We start from the raw sequence: 22,105 nt of genomic DNA on the forward strand, positions 1-22,105 counted from the left end.
GACATACTCGCGAATACGATCGCTGCAAAGGAGAGACTTCATGATGAAACAGATGCAACCGGTCCTTAAGAAGACAGCTGCGGCTACGCTGGCATTAGCCATGCTTGCGGGCAGCGCGACCGCGGCGATGGCTTCGGCCCAATCCGATCGCGGCTCGAAAAACCGGAACGACGACAAACGCGGCAAGAGCGGCATTCATTTGAATTATAAAGACGTGAACGGCAAAGAGTGGAAATGGGCGTACGGACCGATCGTCCGGCTTGCCGCCCAGGGCGTATTCAACGGGTACGGGGACGGCAGCTTCAAGCCGCGCAACAACATTAGCCGGATCGAGGCGCTCGTCGCCGCGGTGCGCTTGCTCGGACTCAAGGAAGAAGCCGAGAAGCCGGAAAACGCGAACGCCAAGCTGAATTTCAAAGATTTCGCGCAATTGAAGAAAAAATACGGCTGGGCGGTAGGCTACGTCGCCGTGGCGCTGGAGAACGACTTGTTCTCCGAGACGGACGCCGTCATCAACCCCGACAAGCCGGCTACCCGGCTGTGGGCTTCCGTGCTTCTCGTCAAGGCGATGAAGCTGGAGGCGGAAGCGAAGAAGAAGATGGATACGGAGCTGCCGTTCCGCGACGCGAAGGAAATTCCGGCGGGCTCCGTCGGATACATCGCGGTGGCGCTGGAGAAAAACCTGATCAAAGGCTACGACGACAAGACGTTCCAGCCGAACCGCCCCGTTACCCGGGCGGAGCTGGCTTCCCTGCTGGACCGCGTCGATCAGCAGCTTCCCGAAGAAGGCAGGGCGCAAGCGATCGTCGGCACGCTCGAGACGGTCTCGGGCAACGCGTTCACGGTCAGAAAATCGGACGGAACGAAGGTGACGGTACCGGTCGACGCTAACGTGTTCATTTTCCGCGACAACGTCAAAGCTCCGTTCTCCGCCCTGCAGTCCGGCGACGAGATGCTTGTCCGCACATACGAAGGCAAAGCGGTGTTCGTCGAGGTGACGAAATCGGCCGCGGCGAACGCGCAGTTCGCCGACAGCGGCACACTCGGCTCGTTTACGCTGAATGCGGACGGCAAGCTGGCGACAATCTCCTTGAACAAAACGTCGGACGGCGTCACCCACATCATTATTTACGACGTGGACCCTAACGTGACGATCAGCGGCGGCGCCGGCTTGTCGCCTAACGCGAACGTTGTCGTCCGCGGGGTTAATCACGTCGTGAAGTCGATCGAAATCCAATCGTAGCCTTCCGCGGCAACGAGAATCGCAGCATTCCAAAATCGGCGGGTCAGGTTTTCCTGACTCCGCCGTTTTTTTGGCTTAGCAGCACCTTCATCCGTCCGTGGCTTCCTTGCTCGAAGCTTGCTTGGATGAAGCTTTCCTCCCCAGTTCCGCCAGGAACAGAAACAGAAGAACCGGAAGCATCGTTATCGCTTCGACGATCAGAAATCCCCACGTTCCGACGGAGAGCGCCCTATACCATTTGTAGTCCGACAGCACTGCGTATACGAGAGCGAGCCAGACGGCGGACGCCGCATAGGCCAAACCGTAAGCTTTCATCCTAGACACCTCCGATTCTACCATTCCTCACGGTCAGCGTCCCTATTCCGAGTAAAAAAAGGGGGGCCTGCGCATACTGAAACGGCGCCGAAAGGATGGTGGGATATGGAACGTCAGGTAACGATCAGCAATTTTCAATTGATGTCCCTTATCGTCATTTCGACGATCGGAGCTTCCAGCTTATATGCGCCGGCCGCTTTGGTCGGGTATGCCGAGCGGAATTCATGGTATCTGGTCATTGCCGGAGGCCTGGCGGGCATATTGAACATATCCGTATTTCTTGCGCTGAATCGGATGTATCCCGACAAAAATCTGATCCGCATTTGCAAGCATGTACTCGGTCCGTGGGTGGGAGGCTTGCTGGCATTCGCTTTCGTCTGTTATTTCCTGGATATTACGTCATGGGTGCTGAGGGAGTTCGCGCACTTCTTCATCATCGCGTTGAATCCGATCATTCCCCAATCCTGGTATTTGGCCGTCGGCATCATTATGGGAGCCTACGCCGTCAGCCGCGGTCTGGAAGCCTTCAGCCGCGTGTCGGAAATCGTGCTGTTCGTCATCGTATCCGCTTTTTTGGGCATTTACGTGGTATTGATCTCGCAATATCATCCGGAATATTTATTGCCCGTGCTCGAGAACGGCTGGCTCGAACCGCTCTCCGGAATCATTCCCGTCGCTACCTGGTTGGGGGATTTGATGTTCATCTCGATGATGTTGAATCATGTGCGCCGCACGAAAAAGACGGCGGCATTCGCGGTCGGAGCCGTGACCATCACGACTTTGCTGCTGCTGCTGTCGGTTCTCTCCTGCACGATGATGTTCGGGGCCAAGACGACCGCGACGTTTACCTATCCGAGCGTCAGTCTTATCCAGAATATCCGTCTGTTTCGCTACATCGAGCGGTTCGACGCGGCCCTCGTCGCGGTATGGGTTATGAGCTCGTTCATTAAGATCTCGGTATATTTGTGGGCTACGCTGCAAGGACTTGCCGAGTTCATGAAGCTGGAGAAGCCAAGGCTTTTTCTCGTTCCGTTATCCGCGGGGATTTATGTTTGCGCGAAGTTCAAAATATGGGGATTGATCGAGCTCGGCACCTTTTACGAGAGACAGGCCTGGTTTTTCTATCTGTTTCAGTTCGTCATTCCGGTGGTTGTTCTGTCCATTGCGTGGCTCAGGGGAGACGGCCAAAAGGCGGAGGTGGGCGCATGAATCGGGGGCAAACGGAGTTTAGGGAGGACTTGGCGGTAAATGTCGGCGTACTTAAGGAACTGATGCAGCATTCCGACGATCTCGTGTTCATCGATCGGGAGCTTTCGTCCGGAGAGCCGATCAAGATTGCGTACGTGCATGGCCTGACCGATGACCGCAAACTGGAATATTTGCTTGCAAAAGCGAAGGAGTTCGGAGATTCGGACTTTCCTTTCGGAAGCGACGATCGCTTGTCAACGGCCGAGCAAGCGGCGGACTGTCTTGCGGCCGGCCAAGCGGTGCTGCTGTTCTCGGATCCGCCGGGGGCAGCGGCGATCGATGTGCTGGGCGTCCAGCTCCGAGGCGTAGAAGAGCCTTCGAGCGAATCGACCGTCAAAGGACCGCGAAGCGGATTTACCGAATCGTTGACCAACAATTTGGCGTTGGTCCGGTATTTCTGTCCGTCCCCGCAGTTGAAAGTCGAGCATCGGAAAATTGGAAGGCTGAGCCGGACCAACATCGCGGTTCTGTCCGTCGCGGGTGTCGCGAATCCTCGTATTCTGGAAGAGCTGCACCGAAGACTCGACGAAATCATGACCGACTTCTTGCTCGGAAGCACTACGATCGAGGAATGGATCGCCGACAACCGGGGAACGATGTTTCCTTTGCTGGAATCGACCGAACGGCCGGACCGGGTCGTCGGCGCGCTCATGGACGGTCGGATCGCGGTCATCGTTCAAGGCACTCCGTTCGTCGTTTTGCTTCCTTTCGTGTTTTTGCAGGCGTTTCAGGTCGGGGAAGACTATTCATGGAACTACTATATCGGCTCGATGCTTCGTTTGCTGCGGATTTTTTGCGGACTGATCGGGATGCTGCTGCCCGCTTTTTATGTCGCGACGGTTACGTTCCATCACGAGCTCGTTCCGACCGCGCTCCTGCAGAGCATCGCCGCTGCCAAAGAGCCGGTGCCTTTTCCCGCAGTCGTGGAAAGCTTCGCCATGATGTTCGCGTTCGAAATCATGCGCGAAGCGGGCGTTCGCATGCCGAAGCAAATCGGCCAAGCGGTGAGCATCGTCGGCGCGCTCATTCTGGGACAGGCGGCGGTGGAGGCGGGGATCGTATCTCCAATCATGGTCATCGTCGCGGCGTTGACGGGCATTTGTACATTTACGCTGCCGCCGACCGCGATGAATTACGCGCTTCGCCTGCTTCAATTCGGCATGACGTTCCTCGCCTCCATATTGGGTTATGTCGGCGTCGTGGCGGGGATCGTCGTCCTGCTGACTTACTTGGCGTCCTTGCGTTCTTTCGGGGTTCCGTATTTAGGTCCGGCCGCTCCGTTCAACGCGCTGGAGCTTACGGACGTCGTGATCCGGCGGCCAGCCACTTGGAACGTCAAGCGGCCGGCCTTGTTCCGGGCCATCAATCCGTATCGGTTCAGAGGTGGGGACAAATGAGAGGAGCGGGGCGGCTTGCCCGGGTTCTAACCGCCTTGGCTTTATTGTGTTCGGGCTGCAAAGGCAATCTGGAGCTGAACGAACTCCACATCGTTCATTCCGTCGGTTTGGATCCGGGCAAGAACGGCGGCGTAAAGCTATACGCGGAAGTGGCAAAGCTGGCGTCCGGACAGCAGCAGCCGAAAGGGATGCAGAACAGAACGTTCATATTGACCTCGGAGGGGAGCAACCTGTTCGAAGCGGCGCGATTGATGAGGGTCAAGTCGGACCGGACGCTGCTATGGGGACAGACGACGGCGATCGTCATCAGCAAAGACATCGCGCTCCAAGGCATGGAAAGGCAGATCGAGACGTTCCGGCGGTTTCGGCAATTCCGGAATACGACTCTCGTCTACATGGTCGACGGATCGTCGGCGGAAGTCTTGAAAGCGGAGATGCCCAATGCTTCGATCAGCGCTCAGGCTTTAAGAGGACTGGCCGAGGGAGGAGAAAGCACGGCGTTGACCGATCCGACATCGCTGCTGGACATCTATAAAGATTGGAACAACGGCTTTAGAGACATTAAGATTCCTTCTATTAAGGTACTGAAGGACCGGAACGGCGGGAAAGGGGAGAAACTGCTCAAAGCCGTCGGTTTTTTCGCGTTCCGTGGAAATCGGCTGGCCGGCTTCATGCCCGCTCGGGTGAGCAAAGGTTATCTTCGGGCCGCCGATCGCTTGAAAGGCTCGTCCGAAAAGCTGGCATGCCCCGGGGAATCCGGCACATCGATCGCGTTCGAGAACACGAAGAACGACAGCCGTATCTCCGTATCGGTTAGCGACAGCGGGATTCCTTCCGTCCGGATAGAGGTAGACGCGGATTTGAACCTGGTCGGCGCGACATGCGAAGACGTGACCGTAACCCCGGAGCTGATCGCGGGTTGGGAGAAGCGGTTAAACGAAGAGATCGCCGGCCAGATCGAAGATTTCTTCTCCTTCTCCAAGCGTCATAAGACCGATCTGCTCGGCATCGGGGAACGTATTCACCGAAAGCGGCCGAAGCAGTGGAAGCAGATGAAGGACGATTGGGCCGAGATCTATCCGACGTGCCGATTTTCCGTGATCGTTCACACCCGAATCGACCATACCACCTTTACAGTTTGACCTCTTTTTTTGTAAGCCGGTCATGAGCCCGCTATAATAAAGAGAACGAAAGGCACATATGCCGCTTATCGGGAGGCTGGAGATTGGTGGTATTCGGAAAAGGGAAGGCAGGCGGCGAGTCTGCGCTTGCGATCAAGGAGCTGACAGGAGGCTACAGTCGGCGTCGGCCGGTGCTGCACGGCGTATCCATGACGCTGAACCGCGGCGAGCTGCTGGGGCTGATCGGATTAAACGGAGCGGGGAAGAGCACCGCGATCAAACATATTCTGGGACTGATGGTTCCGCACAGCGGGGAAGTTCGCGTCGCCGGAGCGACGCTGGAGGAGGACAGGGAGCTGTACCGCTCCTCCATCGCTTACGTGCCGGAACAGCCGTCCTTGTTCCCGAACTTGACGGTGAAGGAACATTTGCAGTGGACTGCGATGGCTTACGGACTTGAGCAGGACGCCGCTTGGGCGCGCGCCGACAAGCTGGCCGCGACGTTCCGGATGACCGACGCGATGAAGTCGCTGCCGGATACGCTGTCCAAAGGGATGAAACAGAAGGTTATGCTCATGAACGCGCTGCTCGTCGAGCCGGCGCTGCTCATTATCGACGAACCGTTCCTCGGGTTGGACCCGCTGGCGATCCGGGGATTGGTGGGCGCTCTGGACGAAGTCCGCTCGCAAGGCACGGCGATTTTGCTCAGCTCCCATATTTTATCCGCGCTGGAACGTAAGGCGAATCGGCTCGTCGTAGTGCACAAGGGGCGGCTGATCGCGGAAGGCACGCCGAAGGAAGTCAAGGCGCAGGCCGGCTGCGCCGGGGCGGAAGCGACGCTGGACGACGCTTTCGAGGCGTTGGTGGAAGCCGCGGAAGGAGGCCGCTCGGGTGAGTAGGAATGCGCACGGGGAACAGGGCGACTTCCTGCGCTCCCTTCGGCGAGAGCGCGCCGCGGGTTTCCGACGGGAGATCGTGCCGTATTTCCGCTATGTGTTCCAGAGCGGATTCGGCTTGTTCGCTTCGGCGATTTTTTTCGCAGCGCTGATCTGGTACACGGATTTGATCAAGGATGTGCCCGCCGACTGGCCGTCCAAGTGGGTCGGAGCGGTCGTTCTCTCCCTTGCGGCGCTGCGAGCTCCGCTTCGGACGTATTTGCGTCCGGCCGATCCGATCTTCCTGTTGGCGATGGAAAACCGCGTGCTCCGGGAATATATCGGCGGAGCCTTGCGCCGGGCGATCGTTGCCGGTGTGCTTCGGACGCTCGTCGTATTCGCGTTGTACGCGCCGATCTACATCCGTTCTCCGCAGACGGCGGAGCTGGCGGACGCTCATTCGCCCGCCGTTCTGGCCGTGCTGTTCGCGTTGCTGGCCGGTTACAACGTCTACGGCGGCTGGCGCGAGCGGAGGGCGGCGGCGCGATCTTGGCGGATCGGGTTGAAAGCCGTCCGAGTGCTGCTGACCGCGGCCGCGGTGACGGCGCTGCTGCTCAAGCCGCCGGCGGCGGCGATCCTGTTCGCGATGGTGTGCATGGCCTTACTGGCTTTGCTGTGGCGCTTGCCCGCGCAGCATGCGCTGCCCTGGGAGCGGCTGATCGAAGAGGAGGCTTCGTCCCGGCGCAAGTGGATGGGCTTTCTGAGCTGGTTCGTAGACGTTCCTTCCGAGACGGCCAAGCCGGCTTATCGCCGCTGGATCGCATGGGTCGGCAATCTTATTCCGTGGAGCAAGCGTTGGGCTTGGCATTATTTGTACGTCAAAGTGTTTTTGCGGGGAGATACGTTCGGGGCGTTCTGGAGATGGATTATCGTGACGTGTATCGTAGTGGCCGTGTCGGGCAGCGCGCTGGCCGATGCGATCGCATTCGGCGTATCGCTCGTCGTATGCGGGCTGCAGCTCAGCGAGCTTAAGAGAGTTCGCTTCGTGGAGACGGCCGACACGCTGCCGCTTCCTCCGCAAGGGAAGCTAGCCGCGGCTGCTTCGGTCGCTCGGTGGTCCGGCATTGCGGCCGTAGCCGTAATCGGAGCCGTCGGGCCGGCGACTGCGGGGCTGGGAGCGGCGCTGGGCGGGTCCGGTGCGGAAGAGACGCTGCGGCTCGATTACTGGCTGGCGGCGATCGCATTCGGCTTGCTCTGGTGCGGCTGGTGGATGCCTCGGAAAATCGCGAAGTTCAGGGACGAGGACGACTTGTAAGACATGCGAAAGAGGCTGTTCCATGAGACATTCGCGGACAACCATAGAATCATCGATTAAATAAGAACGGGGTATGTATCTCCTTACACTGCTGATACGATCATGAAATTTGAACGAGTAAACCCGTAACAGGGTAATTTCATGACTGTATGAGGCAGACGCTTCGCTCTTCAGGAGATACATACCCCTTTTCTCTCTCTCTCGATGATCTTAGTTGTCCGGTCTTATGGAAAGCCTCTTTGCTTATATCGCCTATAGAATTAAGCGTTGCCCGCCTTCACGTCCAGGACCGCTTGGTAGATCCGGTCGAACAAGTCTTCCAGATTGCCTTCCTCGATGCAGGAGAAGGCGACGCGAAGATCGGTCTCGCCCAGCGCGATCGTGCCTACGCCGTAAGCGTTCAGCAGACGTTGGCGCACGGCTTCGGCGTCCACGGTCAGATTAAGGCACATGAAGTAGCCGGAGTTGAACGGGTAATAAGTCCATACGTCGCCGTACTTGCCGCTGTCCAGCAAATTCTTCACCTTGTTGGCGCGGCCTTTCATGATGCGGAACTTCTCTTCCTTCTGCGCTTGGAAACGGTCCGACTTGAGCGCCCGCAAAATAAACGTCTGCGAAGGGTGAGGTCCGCTGGAAATCGTGGAGCGGATGTTGCCGATCGTCTTCTGCTCCAGCGCCGACAAGCTTGCGTCGCTCAGGCCGCCGTAGGTGATGAAGCCTACGCGAAAGCCCCAGACGTACTCCTCTTTCGTCGCGCCGTCGACCTTGATGGCGAGAACGCGCTCGTGCAGCCCGCTAAGCTGGCCGAACAGCGACTCCTGCAAGGAATCTTCGAAGAACAGGCCGAAGTAGGCGTCGTCGGTAACGGCCACGACGTTGATGCCGGCTTCTGCGGCGTCGCGGACGGCGGCGACGATGGCGCGTCCTTCTTCCACTCCCGGAGTATAGCCGGTCGGGTTGATCGGGAAGTTGAGCAGCACGATCGCCTTCCCCTTGTCCTTGCGGGAGAGCAGCGCGTCGCGCAGTCCGGCCGCGTTGAAGCGATTGTCCGCATCGTACAGCGGGTAGTAGACCATTTCTCCGCCGCGGCGGACGTTAAAGGTCAGCTCGTAGTTTTCCCAGTTTTTGTCCGGTACGATGACCGCGTCTCCCGCGTCCACGAACAGGTCGCCGACGATGCTGAGACCGTGGGTCAGCGCGTTCGTTACGACCGGCTGGCTGATCTGCTTGCCGGCGACGGACGGGTTCTCGGCGATCATCTTCTCCCGCCAAATCGCGCGGAGCTCGGGTTTTCCTCCCGGAGGAGCATATTCGTAAAGATCCTTCGGATCGTAAGCAGACAGCGTTTCCTGAATGACTTCCAGGTGCATGGGCTTGCCGTTCTCGGTCGCGATGCCGATCGTGGCGTTGTAGGAGCCGGCCTTCTGCTTCGCTTCGGCGGATTGGCTCAAGATGCCCAGCTTGGGCAAATACATGGCTTTGCCGAGGCTGGAAAGCATATCGGCGACATGCGGATTGTCTCGGGCAATCGTCTCGTTCAACTGCTGAGCAAGGGGATTCATCACTTTCATCCTTCCAATCGTCATTAGGTGATATTATACACCATTGACCGAAGAGCGTCATTGCGTTAAAGCGTTTTCCCCGAAAAAAAGGACACGGATTTCGTGAGTTTTCACCAATTCGTTTCACGGTCCGATCGCTTGTTCGAGCGCGGGGCTGCGGAGTTACTTTCTCGCTCCGCCGCCGCGAATTCTCTCGACCGTATCGGGGTCCCCCGGCAGACCGCGTTCGAGCAGGCGCTCGGCGATATTCTCCCGCTTCTTCTCCGGAACGTTCTGGCCGAACTTGAACTTGCCCGTCAGGCTCTCCGGGTCGAGGCGCATGACGGCGACGCCCCGCAAGGAAGAGGCATAGCGCGGGTCCGACGCGTCGATGGGCGAGTGTCCTCCTTCCGGCTGCATGTTGAGGAGCAGCGCGGCCAGAGCGGACGCTTTCTCAGCCGGTTCTTCGACTTGGGCGACCGTTCCGCGAATGCGCACGGAGCGGAAGAAGACGGTCGCGGGACAGGCCAGATAAGGATCCGTAAAATAAGAAGGAATGAAGGCGTGAGCCTGATAGACGACGAACTCGGCGCGAGGGTCGGCGGCGATTCCGGCCATCTTCTCGCCCTGCTTGCTGCCGTGGAAGTAGACGGCCCCGTCATGCCAGGCGTAGTTCAGCGGAACCGCCTTTGGCCACCCGTCGGCTCCCGAGAACGTCAGTACGCCGTCGTGCCTTTCTTCCAAAAAATCGATGCATTCCTGTTCGTCGGCTTGGAACTCTTTTCTTCTCATGAAGACATCCACTCGCTTTCACTTGGTTGAGGAACAGTGTACGCCCTGCATTGACAAGAGAAAAGATCCATTTTACAGTAAAATGACTAGTCCATTTATTCAGTCGTGATCCATGGCGGACTTTTTGAACAACCTCTAAAAAGAAGGGTTGCGTATGGCATCTCCGTTTGCTTATTCCGCCAAGCTGTCCGATTGCGGCAGCAAGCATTTGGCGATGTATTTGGCTATTCGGGAAGCGATTATGGAAGGGACGCTGTCGCCCGGAGAGAAGCTGCCTTCCACCCGGCAATTGGCCGCCCTGTACGGACTGTCGCGGGGAAGCGTCAGCCTGGCTTACGAAATGCTGTCCGCGGAAGGCTTCGTGCAGGCCGGCGTCGGACAAGGCACCTTCGTGGCGGGAGCGGATCGGGGATCGGCGGGATTGGGCGCGGCCTCGATCGGAGGGACACCCGATACGGCAAGAGAGCCTCCGCGGCTGACGAAATGGGGCCGCCGTCTGCTGGAGCTGCCGCCGATGGCGCCGTCGCCCCAGCCGAAGCTTCCGTCCGGACGGAAACGTCCCGCGGACGCGGAGGAGATCGTCTCGTTCGTTCCGGCGGGACTTGGCTCGGAGCGTTTTCCGTGGCAGGAGTGGAAAGCGGAAGTCGCGCATCAATGGAAGAGCCTCGGAGTCTCCGGCGCCGTCGACGGCCACGGAACCGAAGGCAGCCTGGAGCTGCGCAAGGCGATCGCCGGCAGATTGCGCCGGGAGCGGGGCATTCCGTGCCGGGAGGACGATATCGTCGTCACCTCCGGATCGATGCAGGCGATCGCTCTGCTGGCGCAGCTGATGCTGGAGGAAGGCAAGTCGGCGGTCATCGAAAATCCTTGCTACGTCGGCATTCGCAACGCGGTGGAGGCAACGGGCGCGACTCTCATTGCGGAGCGCACGGACGGAGGTGGCATCGTGCCGAGGGATTGGGACGCCGAGCTGCTGTTCGTGACGCCTACCCGGCAATTCCCGACGGGCGTCGTGCTCAGCTACGAGCGCAGGCAGGCGCTGCTGGCGTGGGCGTCCAGGCGCAACGCGTGGATCGTGGAGGACGATTACGACAGCGACTTCCGCTGGGGAGGACGTCCGATCGAGCCGCTCAAGGCGCTGGACCGGGAAGGCCGCGTCGTCTACGTCGGCACGTTCTCCCGTTCGATGAGCGCCAGCATGAGAATCGGCTTCGCGGTCGTCCCGAAGGAGCTGATGCAGCCGCTGCTGCTCGCCAAGAAGCTGTACGACCCGCATCCGACGGGCATCGCGGAGCAGCAGGCGCTGGCGAATTGGATGTCCTCGGGCGGCTACGATCGGCATATGCGCAAGGCCCGCCGCATTCTCGGCAAGCTCGAGCATAAGCTGCGCACCAGCCTGGCCGCCAATCTGCAGGAGCTGTTCACGGCTGTTCCGTCGGATGCCGGACTGCACGTGTACGCAAGATGGGAAGGAACGGCAGAAGGCTATCGCCGTTTGGTCGAAGAGTGCGCGCGCGGCGGCGCGGTATGGAAGGACGGGGCGGCTTACGATATTCCGTCCGAAGGGGCGCTCCCGGAGAAGACGCCGACTTCGGCGCTGTTCGGGTTCGCCCACCTGAGCGAACGTCAGATAGAAGAAGGCATTCGTCGAATCCGTCAGGCGGCCGCAGCGCTGAACGTGCTGCGCGAAAGGCCGGAACAAGGAGGTCTCGTTCATGATTAACCTATCGCCTACATCGTTCGTCCTGCTCCCCGCGTTCGCGAAAATTTCGTGCGAACCGGGGTGGAAATGGCAGAAGCGGGAAAAGCCGCTGGCCAACTACGACATTTTCTACGTGTGGAGCGGCGAAGGGGAGCTGTCTCTTAACGGGAAGATGTATACGCTGGGCAAGGGAAGCTGCTTTCTCTTCCGCAAAGGGGATCATACGTGGGCGACGCACAATCCGCAGAAGCCGCTCGTGCTCACGTACATTCATTTCGACGCGGCCGAGCCGGTCGAAGACGTGCCGCAGCCTTATCGCGTGCTGGAGGACACGTTCGATTTCGAGCATCTGCTGTCCAAGTACGTGCGTCTGTTTCTGGTGAAAACGTTCGCGGCCGAGGTCGAAGCGCAGCTGATTCTGAAGCAGCTGATTATCCATCTGCTGCGCTATGATCGCGAAGAACCGATCGAGCGGAAGGCCAGCAATCAACTGAGCGAGAGCATCCGAGAGGTCGCGAACTATATTTTGCAGCATCCCGGCGAAGTGCATCGCGTCGAGGATTTGGGCAAGCGGGCGGGGCTGTCCTCGCGCTACTTCTCGATCAAGTTCAAGGAGCTGATCGGCATGTCCGTGCAAACCTACATGATCCGGGCGCGGATCGAGCGGGCCCAGCATCTGCTGCTGCACGCGGGCATGAACGTGACCGAGGTCGCCGACGCGCTCGGCTACCGCGACATTTTCTTCTTCAGCCGGCAATTTAAGCAGTATACGGGCAAGAGTCCTTCGGAAATTCGGTAGGGGGGACGGCCGGCGTTATCCATTCATTTAGTCAATCCGTAACGAGCCAGGAGCCGGTTCTCGAACCGTTTGAAGCAAAGGTGATCGGAAAGCGTACCGAGGACGGCAATAATGATCACGATGCAAAGCATGCTGGAAGTATCGCCGAGACTGCGGTAATCCTGCAAAAATTGGCCCAGGCCGGTTCCTCTGGCAATCAGTTCCCCTGAAACGAGAGCGCGCCAAGCGAACGCCCAAGATACTCTCATTCCATTCATCAGATGGGGCATGGAGGCGGGGACCAGCACTTGATAAAACAAGCGGTACCCGGTCCCGGTGCCCAGCGTCCGGGCCGCCCGCAACAGCAGCGGCGGGATGTTGATGAAGCCGGTTCGGCTGGACAAGGCCATCGTCCAGGTCGCTCCGATCCCTGTGATGAAAATGACGGAGGTGTCGTTCAGCCCGAACCAGATAATCGCGAAAGGAAGCCATACGATGCTTGGAACCGTCTGCAGGGATACGACGAGCATCCCCAGCGTCTCGTCCAGAAAGCGGTAACGAGAGAACAGGAAGCCTAGCGTCGTGCCTATGACAACCGCGATCGCATAGGCGGTCAGCAAGCGCCGTAAGCTGGACAGCGTCCCTTCGAGGAGCTGCCCGTTAACGAATCCGTCGTAGAACGCGTCCGCCGTCTGCAGTACAGAGGGGAATTTCCATCCCCACTGAAAAATTCTATAGCTCGTTTCCCAGATGATTAACAGCAAGATCAGGAACAGCGTTTTTCTTAATGCGGAATTCATAACCGATCTCCTCTTTCAACACTTTCTCCAGTTCTTCGCCCAACGTCTCCATAATGGCGGCTTCCAGTTGATGCAGATGAGGGTCCACGTAATCTCTCGGTCTGGCGACGGGAACGGTAAACTCTCTTTTTATGCGTCCCGGACGCGTGGACATGACCAGAATCCGATCGGACAAGAAGATCGCTTCGCGAATGTTATGCGTAATAAACAAGAGGGTTGTACCCGTAATCACGGTGATTTCTTCAAGCTGCTTGTGCAAAATGAGCCTTGTCTGTTCGTCGAGGGCTGCGAACGGCTCATCCATCAGCAAAATTTCCGGGTCCATCGAGAGCGCTCGTGCGATCGCGACCCGCTGCCGCATACCGACAGACAGCTCATGAGGATAACGAGCGGCAAACCGGGTAAGGTGCACCATTTGCAGCTTTTCCATGGCGATTTCACTGCGGGTTTTCTTGGGTATCCCTTTCTGCTTCAGTCCGAAGGCGACGTTATCGATTACAGTCATCCACGGAAACAAGGCGTGTTCCTGGAAAACAACCGTGCGGTCGGGCGCCGGACCGTTGATTTTTTTTCCCTGCATGCTGATTTCCCCCGAGTCCGCCTGCTCAAGCCCTGCGATCAAGTTGAGCAAAGTAGACTTCCCGCAGCCGGATGGACCGAGCAGAGAGAGGAACTCTCCCTTGCGAATCGAGAACGTGACGTTCTCAATCGCTCCGAATTTCCTGCCGTCCTTTTGCATGAAGCCTTTGCTTACGCCGCTTAGATCGATCATTACCGAACCCCCTAATCGGGCCGATTGCAATCGGCCCCGACATGTTTACTTCCCGGCTTGAAGCTCTTCGAGCAAGGAAAGATCGAACAATCCGTCCAGCGCGAGCTCCTCGACTTTGACGTCCTTGATGTAGCCGGCGTTGATGTTGATTGTGGCCATATCGATAATGGCTTGTTGATTCACATCTGCGGTTAGCAGCATGTGAGAGAGCGACAAACGAATCAAGTCGACATCCAGCTCGATGCCGGTCACCTTCTTCAATTCCGTGCGGATCAATTCAGGGGCCTCGTCCGGGTTCTTTTTAATGAAATCGATGGCATCAAGATTGGCTTGAATCGCTTTTTTCGCCAAGTCGCGGTGCTCCCGAAGGAACTTGTCGGACGCGACCATAATCGTAAACGGCATATTGCCATTGTTCGGAGGCATCGCGTCCCAGTTCACGAGCACGTCGGCAAGACCTTCCTGAACGAGCAGAGAGCCCCAATGCTCAGGAACCAATGCGGCATCGACCTCATTCTGCCGGAACGCGGTCAGTGTATCGGTAGGCGCGCGCGCGATAATTTGCACGCCTGAATCGTTTGTCGTTACGGGCAATCCTTCCTGTTCCAGCAGCATTCGCAGCTGCGTCTCGACCGTGCTGCCCTTGGCGGTAATGGAGACGGTTTTGCCGACCAAATCTTTTAAGCTGCGGATGCCGGCGTCTTTCCTGATGATGAGCAAGGAGCCTCCGTTAATCGACCCGCTGATGACGCGGAAATTTTGACTTTTCAAATACTGGATCGTGACCGGCGCAGGACCTGCAAATCCGAAATCGATTTGGTTGGTGGCGATTGCGGCCGAGAAATCCGCTCCCTGATCGAAGGGGATAAGTTCAAGGGTGACGCGGTCGCCGAATTGTTCTTGAAAATAATTTTTGGCAAGAGCGGTATAGGCAACGGCATGGGAAACGTTCTTGAAGATGCCGACTTTCACGGTAATCGGCTCCGAAGATGACGCTCCTTCATTCCGATTCCCGCAAGCGCTCAAGCTGACGAGTACGAGTAATAAGCTGATGATCGCAATGGACGTTTTTTTCACGATTTTTCCTCCAGATAGATAATGTAGTGGTCTTCTAATCGACGGCAATAGCCGGCGGCGGAATAACGTTGACGCTTTCCCCGATGTCGATTGTCATTCGATCCAGGCCGACTTCCAGCGGACCGGCATATCCGGCTTGTCTCGTTCTTTCGATGAGCACGGAGTCATGATTTCCGTTGGCTAACCCTTTTTTAATGACATGGGTGTAGACGGCGAGCCGCGGAGCGGTCCTTCGGAAAATATCGGCGGCTTGCTCGGGCGTGGTCAATTTGGCAAGCACGCTCTGCAGCTTGGGAAGTTGCGCAAGTTCGTCGCTGACGGCAATCACATTGTGAACGAGAAGGTCCGTTTCTTGGGCAAACTGGATGACGTTCTCATGGTACGTCGTATCTCCCGACAGGACGACGGACCGCCCGGCATGGGCGATACGGAAGCCGAACGCGGGATTGCCATCGTCATGCCATACTTCGAAAGCTGTTATGACAACGCCGTTCCGCTCATAAATGACGCCTTCCGAATATTCCGTCACCCTCGTTTCGAGAGCTTCCGGAGGATGGCGAGGATCGATCCGATTGGCCAAATCGAAGCGATACATCTCTCTCATCCCGTCGATCATACGCTTCGTACCCGAAGGCCCCCAGATGTCCAACGGCCGGGTTCTGCCATGCGAGAACCAACCCGTCATCCAGAGATTGGGCAGTCCTTCGATGTGGTCGCTGTGCATATGCGTAAAAAAGATTTGGGTCACGTCGGCGATGCTGACGCTGCATTCGAACAGGCGCTGCAGGACGCTGCGCCCCGCATCGAATAACAATTTCTGGTCGTTAACCTCGATCAAGACCGCGCTGCCCTGTCGATGTAGCGTGATTTCGGGACCGCCGGTTCCCAACAAATAGACTTTCATTCCGGTAACCCACTCGCTTTCCGTTTCTAATTGAATTTTCGAATCCTGAACGTACTAGGAGCGCGGACCTGCATCATCCTCCACCAAATCCCTCAGGATATGCGTCATATCGAGTGAAGCAGTTGAACTCCTGCCTTTGCCCCAGCCGATCGCTTGCCTGTAACTGCCGAGCATGGCGGATTCTTCGGGAGTGACGGTCAGAGGCTCGTTCGTATTGTCCAGCATAGGCGAGACGTAGAGCGCGTCGACAGGACAATAGGCTTCGCATAAGAAGCAAGTTTGACAGTCTTCTTGCCTGCTGATGGTCGGAAAATGATCCGCGACTTTATCAAAAACGCTCGTGGGGCAAACCTTAACGCATAAATTGCATTGGATACAGCGATCTTCGCTTAAGTATTTAATCATGATCGATCCGGGCCCCCTGACTGAGGTTCGCGTTGGGTTCTTATTGAGTCCACACCGGAAATCAGTACCCGGTAGAGGGCTCCGTTGTCCTGTGCCGGATAGTCGTCATGCTGGTGCATGCCGCGGGACTCTTTCCTTTCCAAAGCACTGGTGTACATCCAGCGGGCCGTAGCGATCATCGAAGCGGCTTCCCTGCTGCGGACAAGCGCTCTGACATCGTTCGGATCATGTTCGTTCAGACGAATCGTCTTCCACAGATCGTTTAATCTGGCGAGGGAAGCGCGCATCGATGTTTCCGTTCGGAACAGATTTTTGTCATAGGGAATGACCTCTTCCTGAATGGATTTGACGATCGAAGGCATATCCATCGATCGGGCGGGCTTCCCGGCAGAGTGACGCTCTGTGAATCGAAAATGAAGCTGCGTCCTCATTGCAGCTGCTTCAGTCCCCAACGCGTAGTCGGCGGCCGCGCTTCCGGATATGCGGCCCGAGCAGATCGCCCATGAGGCGTTGATGTGACCGCCGCCCGTCGTTGCCCCGGCAACAAATTCACGGGTAGCGGCATCGCCTGCCGCGTACAGCCCCGGCACATTGGTCGCGCAGGTATCGTCGACAAGGTTGATGCCGCCGGTTCCCCGCACGGTGCCCTCCAAGCGCAGAGTGATCGGGAAGCGTTCCCGGAACGGATCTTTCCCCAACCGGTCGAAGGAGAGGAAGAAGTTCGGCTGCGATCGCCTCATGGCGACCTGGATCGCGTCCGACGCTTTATCGATGCGGGCATAGACGGGAGCCCGCTGCATTTCTATCGCCAAAGCCCGTTTATCCGTATTTGTAATGACGGAGTTATCCTCACGGTAGAAAGTCGCCCAGTGATAAAGGAAATTTTTCGTACAGGAGGAAAACTCGGTGGAGAAGCCGTAGATGTTGGAGAACTCCATTCCCGATAAGACCGCGCCGGCTTCCGCCGCCATCAAATAGCCATCCCCGGTCAATACATTGCAGCCAAGCGCGCGGCTTAGAAAGGCGCAGCCTCCGGTTGCAATGATGACGGCTTTCGCATGAACGCTCCATTCCTCTCCGGTTTCCAGATTGACCCCGGCAGCGCCGCTTACGCCGCGTTCACCGGTAATCAACTTCAAAGCGGGAGAATGATCGAGGATGACAACCCCCGCTTTGCGAACGGTTTTCCTCATAAGGCGCATGTACTCGGGACCTTGCAGATTTCTGCTGATTGGTCGGCCATGCTCATCCAACGGGAACGGGTATCCCAGTTCGATTAATTGCTCCGTGCCCATTTTCGTATGATCATACAAAATTTCGAGCCACCGACGGTTGGCAAGCCCATTCCCCCTGGAGAGAAATCGACGTATGGATGCCTCTCTTCTCGCCGGTTCCGACCGGACATGCCACAAGTTGGTGCCGGAGGCGGCCGTCGCGCCGCTGCTTCCGCAATAGCCTTTGTCGGCCAGTACGACTTTGACGCCTTGCGAAGCCGCCGTATAGGCCGCCCAAGTTCCCGCCGGTCCGCCTCCCAGAACTAGGACGTCGGATTCGAACGTTTTCAAGCCGGAGCCCATGAAAATCACCTTCTTCTTATTTACACATTAACCATAGTGTAATACTATGAATTAAAAGTAACAGCAATTTCGCGATAGTTCAATGCGATGATCGATAGTGAGTCGCGAATGACCCGGAATGAGCCTGGGATACAATTTGTGGTAATTTTCGGGGAGGAGGAATAGGAGTTGCGCAGCGACAGAGAACTTCTCACGTTGCAGGAAGCGATGGATCTCTTGCAAATTAGCCGCTCGACGATTAATCGTTGGCGTCGCAATAAAAGTTTGCCGTTCCTTAAAATCGGCAGAGACGTTTATGTGGATAAAGATAAATTGCTAGCCTGGGCTTCCCGATACGAGCACACACATAACGATCCGGATACGGATAAGCAGCAGCGAATCGAGACGGTCACCGTCGGCTATCAAAGCATGAACGCTCACCTATGGAGCTCTCTGATTATTAAGGAACTTCGCTTGTTCGAGGAAGAACTGCTCGAGCTGAGACCTCGCCGTCAGATTCACGTCCAGTGGAGAGACCTGCACGGTCCGAGCCAGATGGAAGAGCTCGTCATCGGGCGAATCCAGATCGCTTCGATCGGCGATTACCCGTTAGTCAATGTGTTTAAGTTAAACCAACTGTTTCCGTCGTTCCAAGCGAACCTGCTTGCTTTTGACGGGAAAAACGCAAGCTCCGAACAAGTCTCTCTCGTCATCCCGCACAAATCCGACATCCGAACGCTCGATCAGTTGTCAGGGAGAACCGTCTCGACTTTCGTTCATTCGAGCGCATGGCACCGATTGTTCAAGGCGTTGGGCCAGGACGTAAGCAACCGTCCGCGAATCATTAATCAGAATTCGCGCCAAAGCTTCCATGATATTTTGAATACGCAAGTGGATGCATGCACGATGGTAGAGCCTTACTTAAGCGTCGTGCAGCGTTATCAATTAGGCAGAATCATCAAGCTGGAGGATAACGGGGACGACTACTTAACCGGAATCGTTGCGGATAACAAATGGTTAAGGGAACACGAAGATATTGTCGTCGCCTATTTGAAGGCGCATCTTCGGGCACACCAGCTGCTCAGGAATAGTCCGCTTCGTATGGCGAAGATCATCTCGGAGCATACGGATTTTCCGCTGGAGATCGTCACCGGAATTTTGGACGGAATCCGATGGGACGCGGCTATCTATCAACGAGATCTTCAAACTCTCGTCAATATCGGCACGACGCACACTCCGGCTCATTATGAAAGGATCAGCGGAGGACTGGACACGAATCTTTTGCGAAGCCAGTTCATGAATGATATGTACTTGACCCGCGCCGCGCAGCACTTGAGACTTCCGCAGATGTTTCAAACCCTGTTCGACGGCGCGTGGCGCCCCGAACCGATATACTAGGGCGTGTATGCATACACGCCCTAGTACCGATCCCAAATTCAAAAAGAGGATTTCCTCGATACAGGTCAAACGTATGATTGAAAAAGGCATATCGCGTATCCATTCTGTTGGATAGGCGATATGCCTTCTCTGCTTGTTCAGTCTTTGGGAACCAACGTCCCGAGCCGTTCGCCCATGCGGACTTTCGAGCCGAGCGTCAAATCCTCGCGGGGCTTCAGCGTGCCGTCTTCGGTCAACAGAACGATGGTGGAACCGAATTCGAAGTAGGCGAGCTCGTCCCCTCGGCGAAGACGGTCGGGCTTCGGTTCGACGTAGCGGATGCTGCTGACGTTCATCGCGCCTACTTTGACGACGGCGACTTCCCCGCCCTCGTGGCAGATGTAGGAGACGAGGCGTTCGTTGCGCGACAGCACGCGGCGCATCGAGGTAAGCCCGAATTCGTTGACGGGATACACTTTGCCGGCGATGTGCTCGCTCTCGACGATCTGTCCGTCGCAAGGAGAGTGGATGCGATGGTAGTCCGTAGGGCTTAGATAGAGCACCCAGAAGTAGCCGTGCCGGTATTGGGCGATTCTCGGAGAGCCGTTAAGCAGTTCCTCGACCGTATAGTCTTGTCCTTTGATTTTCAGCATCATGCCGTCTTCGATGACTCCGCATCCGGTAATGAGCGCGTCGACCGGACTGGCCAGCGCATCGGGAGCGGAATCCACTGGTCGGCGGCCGGGTTTGAGCCTGCGCGTAAAGAAGTCGTTCAGCGAGCGGTATTCTCCGATCTCCTTCTCCGCTTCTTCGACCGGAATGTTGTATATCGCCGCAAAACGGGGAATCATGCGCCGGCTGAAGGAAGATTTGGCGAAGCGCCCTGTCATTCGGGATATGAACTTGCGCGAGGACAGCTCTGTCATCATGCGCAGCAGCCAACGAGTCATGTGGCCGAGCACTCCTTTATCGATAGATTCATTCCCGAGAATTGTGACATAACGCCGAATAAAGTGCAATAGCCCCTTTGTCTGGCGCCGGGGTAGACGCCGTAACCATTCTCCGGGCCGGCGTATATGCTGGAGCGATGGCCTAGGGCGTGTATGCAACCTCCGAGGAAAGCAGATATGGCCGAGAAGGCAGGCGAGGGAGTTGGGACGATGCTGAAAGCCGCATTCATTACTCCGGGAGCCTTCCCGGTTCCCTCCGCGATGGGAGGATCTGTCGAGCGCGTAGTCGAGAAGGTCGTTCCCGCGCTGCTGCCCCACGTCGACGCTACGATCTACGGCAGAAGAGGGAAAAGATTGCCTGCCAGAGGGAGCTTGCACGGCGTGAAGGTGGAAAGATTCCCCGCCGCGGACAAGGGAGACTATTTTAGAAGCGTATGCGCCAGGCTGGTCCGATCAAAGCCGGACGTTATTCAGGTGGAGAACCGTCCCCTGTGGGTGCCCAGGCTGAAGCGGTTGTTTCCGCGCAGCCGGATCTGGCTCAATTTGCATTCCACCACGTTCATTAACGCCCCGTATTTGACTCCTTCCAAGCGAAAAATATGTTTGCAGGCGGCCGACCGCATTCAAGTGAACAGCGAGTTTCTGCGTTCTTACGTTCAGGCGCATGTTCCGCGGGTGTCCGATAAAATCCGCGTGAACCCTCTTGGGGTGGACCTGTCGAGATTTCACGGCAGATCGACGCCGGAGGGCGCGGCCATGCGTCAGGAAATGCGTTCCCGCCACGGCTGGGGCAACCGCCCCATCGCCATATACGTCGGCCGTCTCGTTCCCCAGAAAGGGGTAAAATACTTGCTCGCCGCTATCCCTTCCATCTTGTCGATGGTGCCCGACGCGCTGATCGTCGTCGTCGGCAGCGCCAGATACGGCTCGCATCGAGAGACGGGACACGTGAGACGGCTGCACAAAATGGCGGCGCGGTTGAAAGGGCACGTTCATTTTCAACCCTACGTATCCCATCACGATATTCCCCGCTGGTTCGCGATGGCCGACGTCGCCGTCGTTCCGTCCGTCGGACGGGAGGCGTTTGGGCTCGTCAATCTGGAGGCGATGGCCGCGGAGCTTCCGGTCGTCGCTACCCGGGCGGGCGGGATGAAGGAAATCGTCGTGGACGGACATACCGGGTTTCTCGTATCCACGGATTCCGGAGCGATCGCGTCGGAGCTGGCGGGAAAAATCGGCTATCTGCTGGCGAACGGAGAGGAGCGCCGGGAGATGGGCTATCGGGGCAGGGAACGGGTGCTGAAGGATTTTCAATGGCGGCATACGGCGGAACGCTGGCTCGATTTCCAGCGGGAATGAGAAGAGGCGCATGAGTCCCCTTGCGGGAATCGTGCGCCTCTTTGTCGCGAACGGGGGTTACTCATGCTCCAGATGCTGCAGCGTCTGCAGAAAAATCTGTTCGATGTGGGAGTCGTCGAGCGAATAGAAGACGGTTTTGCCGCTCTTGCGCCGCTTGACCATGCGCATGTTGCGCAAATACCTGAGCTGGTGGGACACCGCGGACTGCCCCATGTCCAGCAGCGTTGCCAGATCGTGCACGCACAGCTCCCGGTGCAGCAAGGCGCCGATCAGCTTGATTCGGGTCGGGTCGCCCAGAGCTTTGAACAGCTCGGCCAAGCGGTTGGCGGAATCTTCGGTAATCATGAGTCGCTTGACGTCATGCAGCGGAAGATCGGAATGGGCGCATTCTTCCGACCGTTCGAGCGCGATTTTATCCATAGTAATCTCCCTTGCGGCTGGTTGCGATTGTTTCTTCATTATAACCTAACGGCAAGCTCGCGGAAATAAGGGGATCATGCGGCAGACGGAACTGGACGGACGCCCATCCTCGTGACGCGCCCATGGGTGAATGCATATGATACTGAAGATTTCGATGA

General features: G+C 57.2%; 21 protein-coding genes. 10 read left to right on the forward strand and 11 right to left on the reverse strand.

Annotated elements, in window-relative coordinates:
* The first annotated feature begins 43 nt into the window (after nt 1–43).
* Nucleotides 44–1,243: an S-layer homology domain-containing protein gene (locus B0G52_RS30760; protein WP_233163222.1), complete on the forward strand. Its 1,200-nt coding sequence runs from the start codon at nt 44–46 to the stop codon at nt 1,241–1,243.
* Between the two features lie 87 nt (nt 1,244–1,330).
* On the opposite strand, the gene B0G52_RS30765 is transcribed toward B0G52_RS30760, so the two are convergent.
* Nucleotides 1,331–1,558 (reverse strand): hypothetical protein, encoded by a 228-nt coding sequence (locus B0G52_RS30765; protein WP_094050259.1) that lies wholly within the window; start codon nt 1,556–1,558, stop codon nt 1,331–1,333.
* 105 nt (nt 1,559–1,663) lie between these two features.
* Here B0G52_RS30765 and B0G52_RS30770 point away from each other — a divergent pair, with 105 nt between their 5' ends.
* The 5 genes from B0G52_RS30770 to B0G52_RS30790 all read left to right on the forward strand — a co-directional run bounded on the left by B0G52_RS30770 (nt 1,664) and on the right by B0G52_RS30790 (nt 7,514).
* Complete coding sequence (locus B0G52_RS30770) at nt 1,664–2,767, forward strand: GerAB/ArcD/ProY family transporter (RefSeq protein WP_094050260.1); 1,104 nt, start codon at nt 1,664–1,666, stop codon at nt 2,765–2,767.
* Nucleotides 2,764–4,203: a spore germination protein gene (locus B0G52_RS30775; RefSeq protein WP_094050261.1), complete on the forward strand. Its 1,440-nt coding sequence runs from the start codon at nt 2,764–2,766 to the stop codon at nt 4,201–4,203. The genes B0G52_RS30770 and B0G52_RS30775 overlap by 4 nt, the downstream gene beginning before the upstream one ends.
* Entirely contained in the window at nt 4,200–5,345 is a 1,146-nt protein-coding gene (locus B0G52_RS30780; RefSeq protein WP_094050262.1) for a Ger(x)C family spore germination protein, read from the forward strand. The genes B0G52_RS30775 and B0G52_RS30780 overlap by 4 nt, the downstream gene beginning before the upstream one ends.
* Before the next feature lie 83 nt (nt 5,346–5,428).
* Nucleotides 5,429–6,223 (forward strand): ABC transporter ATP-binding protein, encoded by a 795-nt coding sequence (locus B0G52_RS30785; protein ID WP_304441903.1) that lies wholly within the window; start codon nt 5,429–5,431, stop codon nt 6,221–6,223.
* Nucleotides 6,216–7,514, forward strand: a complete 1,299-nt coding sequence (locus tag B0G52_RS30790) for an ABC transporter permease (protein ID WP_094050263.1) — start codon at nt 6,216–6,218, stop codon at nt 7,512–7,514. Before B0G52_RS30785 ends, B0G52_RS30790 begins: the two co-directional genes overlap by 8 nt.
* A gap of 260 nt (nt 7,515–7,774) precedes the next feature.
* Here the strand turns inward: B0G52_RS30790 and B0G52_RS30795 are convergent, their stop codons facing one another.
* On the reverse strand, nt 7,775–9,076 hold the full coding sequence (locus B0G52_RS30795) for an aminotransferase class I/II-fold pyridoxal phosphate-dependent enzyme (protein WP_094050264.1): 1,302 nt from the start codon (nt 9,074–9,076) through the stop codon (nt 7,775–7,777).
* 162 nt (nt 9,077–9,238) lie between these two features.
* Entirely contained in the window at nt 9,239–9,847 is a 609-nt protein-coding gene (locus B0G52_RS30800) for a pyridoxamine 5'-phosphate oxidase family protein (protein WP_094050265.1), read from the reverse strand.
* Nucleotides 9,848–10,001: 154 nt separating this feature from the next.
* Here B0G52_RS30800 and pdxR point away from each other — a divergent pair, with 154 nt between their 5' ends.
* Nucleotides 10,002–11,570, forward strand: a complete 1,569-nt coding sequence (pdxR, locus tag B0G52_RS35770) for a MocR-like pyridoxine biosynthesis transcription factor PdxR (protein WP_094050266.1) — start codon at nt 10,002–10,004, stop codon at nt 11,568–11,570.
* Nucleotides 11,563–12,348, forward strand: coding sequence for a helix-turn-helix domain-containing protein (locus B0G52_RS30810; RefSeq protein ID WP_094050267.1), 786 nt, complete (start codon nt 11,563–11,565; stop codon nt 12,346–12,348). The genes pdxR and B0G52_RS30810 overlap by 8 nt, the downstream gene beginning before the upstream one ends.
* A gap of 23 nt (nt 12,349–12,371) precedes the next feature.
* Here B0G52_RS30810 and B0G52_RS30815 read toward each other — a convergent pair whose 3' ends face one another.
* The 6 genes from B0G52_RS30815 to B0G52_RS30840 are packed head-to-tail and all read right to left on the reverse strand — an operon-like array spanning nt 12,372 to nt 17,862.
* Nucleotides 12,372–13,127: an ABC transporter permease gene (locus tag B0G52_RS30815; protein WP_233163224.1), complete on the reverse strand. Its 756-nt coding sequence runs from the start codon at nt 13,125–13,127 to the stop codon at nt 12,372–12,374.
* Nucleotides 13,060–13,899 (reverse strand): ABC transporter ATP-binding protein, encoded by an 840-nt coding sequence (locus B0G52_RS30820; RefSeq protein WP_094050268.1) that lies wholly within the window; start codon nt 13,897–13,899, stop codon nt 13,060–13,062. The genes B0G52_RS30815 and B0G52_RS30820 overlap by 68 nt, the downstream gene beginning before the upstream one ends.
* Before the next feature lie 45 nt (nt 13,900–13,944).
* Nucleotides 13,945–14,976 (reverse strand): ABC transporter substrate-binding protein, encoded by a 1,032-nt coding sequence (locus tag B0G52_RS30825; protein WP_094050269.1) that lies wholly within the window; start codon nt 14,974–14,976, stop codon nt 13,945–13,947.
* Nucleotides 14,977–15,010: 34 nt separating this feature from the next.
* Nucleotides 15,011–15,880, reverse strand: coding sequence for an MBL fold metallo-hydrolase (locus B0G52_RS30830; RefSeq protein ID WP_094050270.1), 870 nt, complete (start codon nt 15,878–15,880; stop codon nt 15,011–15,013).
* 54 nt (nt 15,881–15,934) lie between these two features.
* On the reverse strand, nt 15,935–16,285 hold the full coding sequence (locus B0G52_RS30835; RefSeq protein ID WP_094050271.1) for a 4Fe-4S dicluster domain-containing protein: 351 nt from the start codon (nt 16,283–16,285) through the stop codon (nt 15,935–15,937).
* On the reverse strand, nt 16,282–17,862 hold the full coding sequence (locus tag B0G52_RS30840) for an FAD-dependent oxidoreductase (RefSeq protein ID WP_094050272.1): 1,581 nt from the start codon (nt 17,860–17,862) through the stop codon (nt 16,282–16,284). Before B0G52_RS30840 ends, B0G52_RS30835 begins: the two co-directional genes overlap by 4 nt.
* 195 nt (nt 17,863–18,057) lie before the next feature.
* On the opposite strand from B0G52_RS30840, the gene B0G52_RS30845 reads away from it, so the two are divergent.
* Complete coding sequence (locus tag B0G52_RS30845) at nt 18,058–19,239, forward strand: helix-turn-helix domain-containing protein (RefSeq protein WP_255407520.1); 1,182 nt, start codon at nt 18,058–18,060, stop codon at nt 19,237–19,239.
* 137 nt (nt 19,240–19,376) lie between these two features.
* Here the strand turns inward: B0G52_RS30845 and asd are convergent, their stop codons facing one another.
* Entirely contained in the window at nt 19,377–20,168 is a 792-nt protein-coding gene (gene asd, locus B0G52_RS30850; RefSeq protein WP_094050274.1) for an archaetidylserine decarboxylase, read from the reverse strand.
* Nucleotides 20,169–20,378: 210 nt separating this feature from the next.
* Between asd and B0G52_RS30855 the strand changes: the two genes are divergently transcribed.
* On the forward strand, nt 20,379–21,527 hold the full coding sequence (locus tag B0G52_RS30855; RefSeq protein WP_094050329.1) for a glycosyltransferase family 4 protein: 1,149 nt from the start codon (nt 20,379–20,381) through the stop codon (nt 21,525–21,527).
* 57 nt (nt 21,528–21,584) lie between these two features.
* Here B0G52_RS30855 and B0G52_RS30860 read toward each other — a convergent pair whose 3' ends face one another.
* The gene (locus B0G52_RS30860; protein WP_094050275.1) at nt 21,585–21,947 is read right to left on the reverse strand and encodes an ArsR/SmtB family transcription factor; all 363 of its coding nucleotides are present in this window, start codon (nt 21,945–21,947) and stop codon (nt 21,585–21,587) included.
* Between the last annotated feature and the right edge of the window lie 158 nt (nt 21,948–22,105).

The organism is Cohnella sp. SGD-V74 (genome assembly GCF_003001675.1).
GTDB lineage: Bacteria > Bacillota > Bacilli > Paenibacillales > Paenibacillaceae > Cohnella.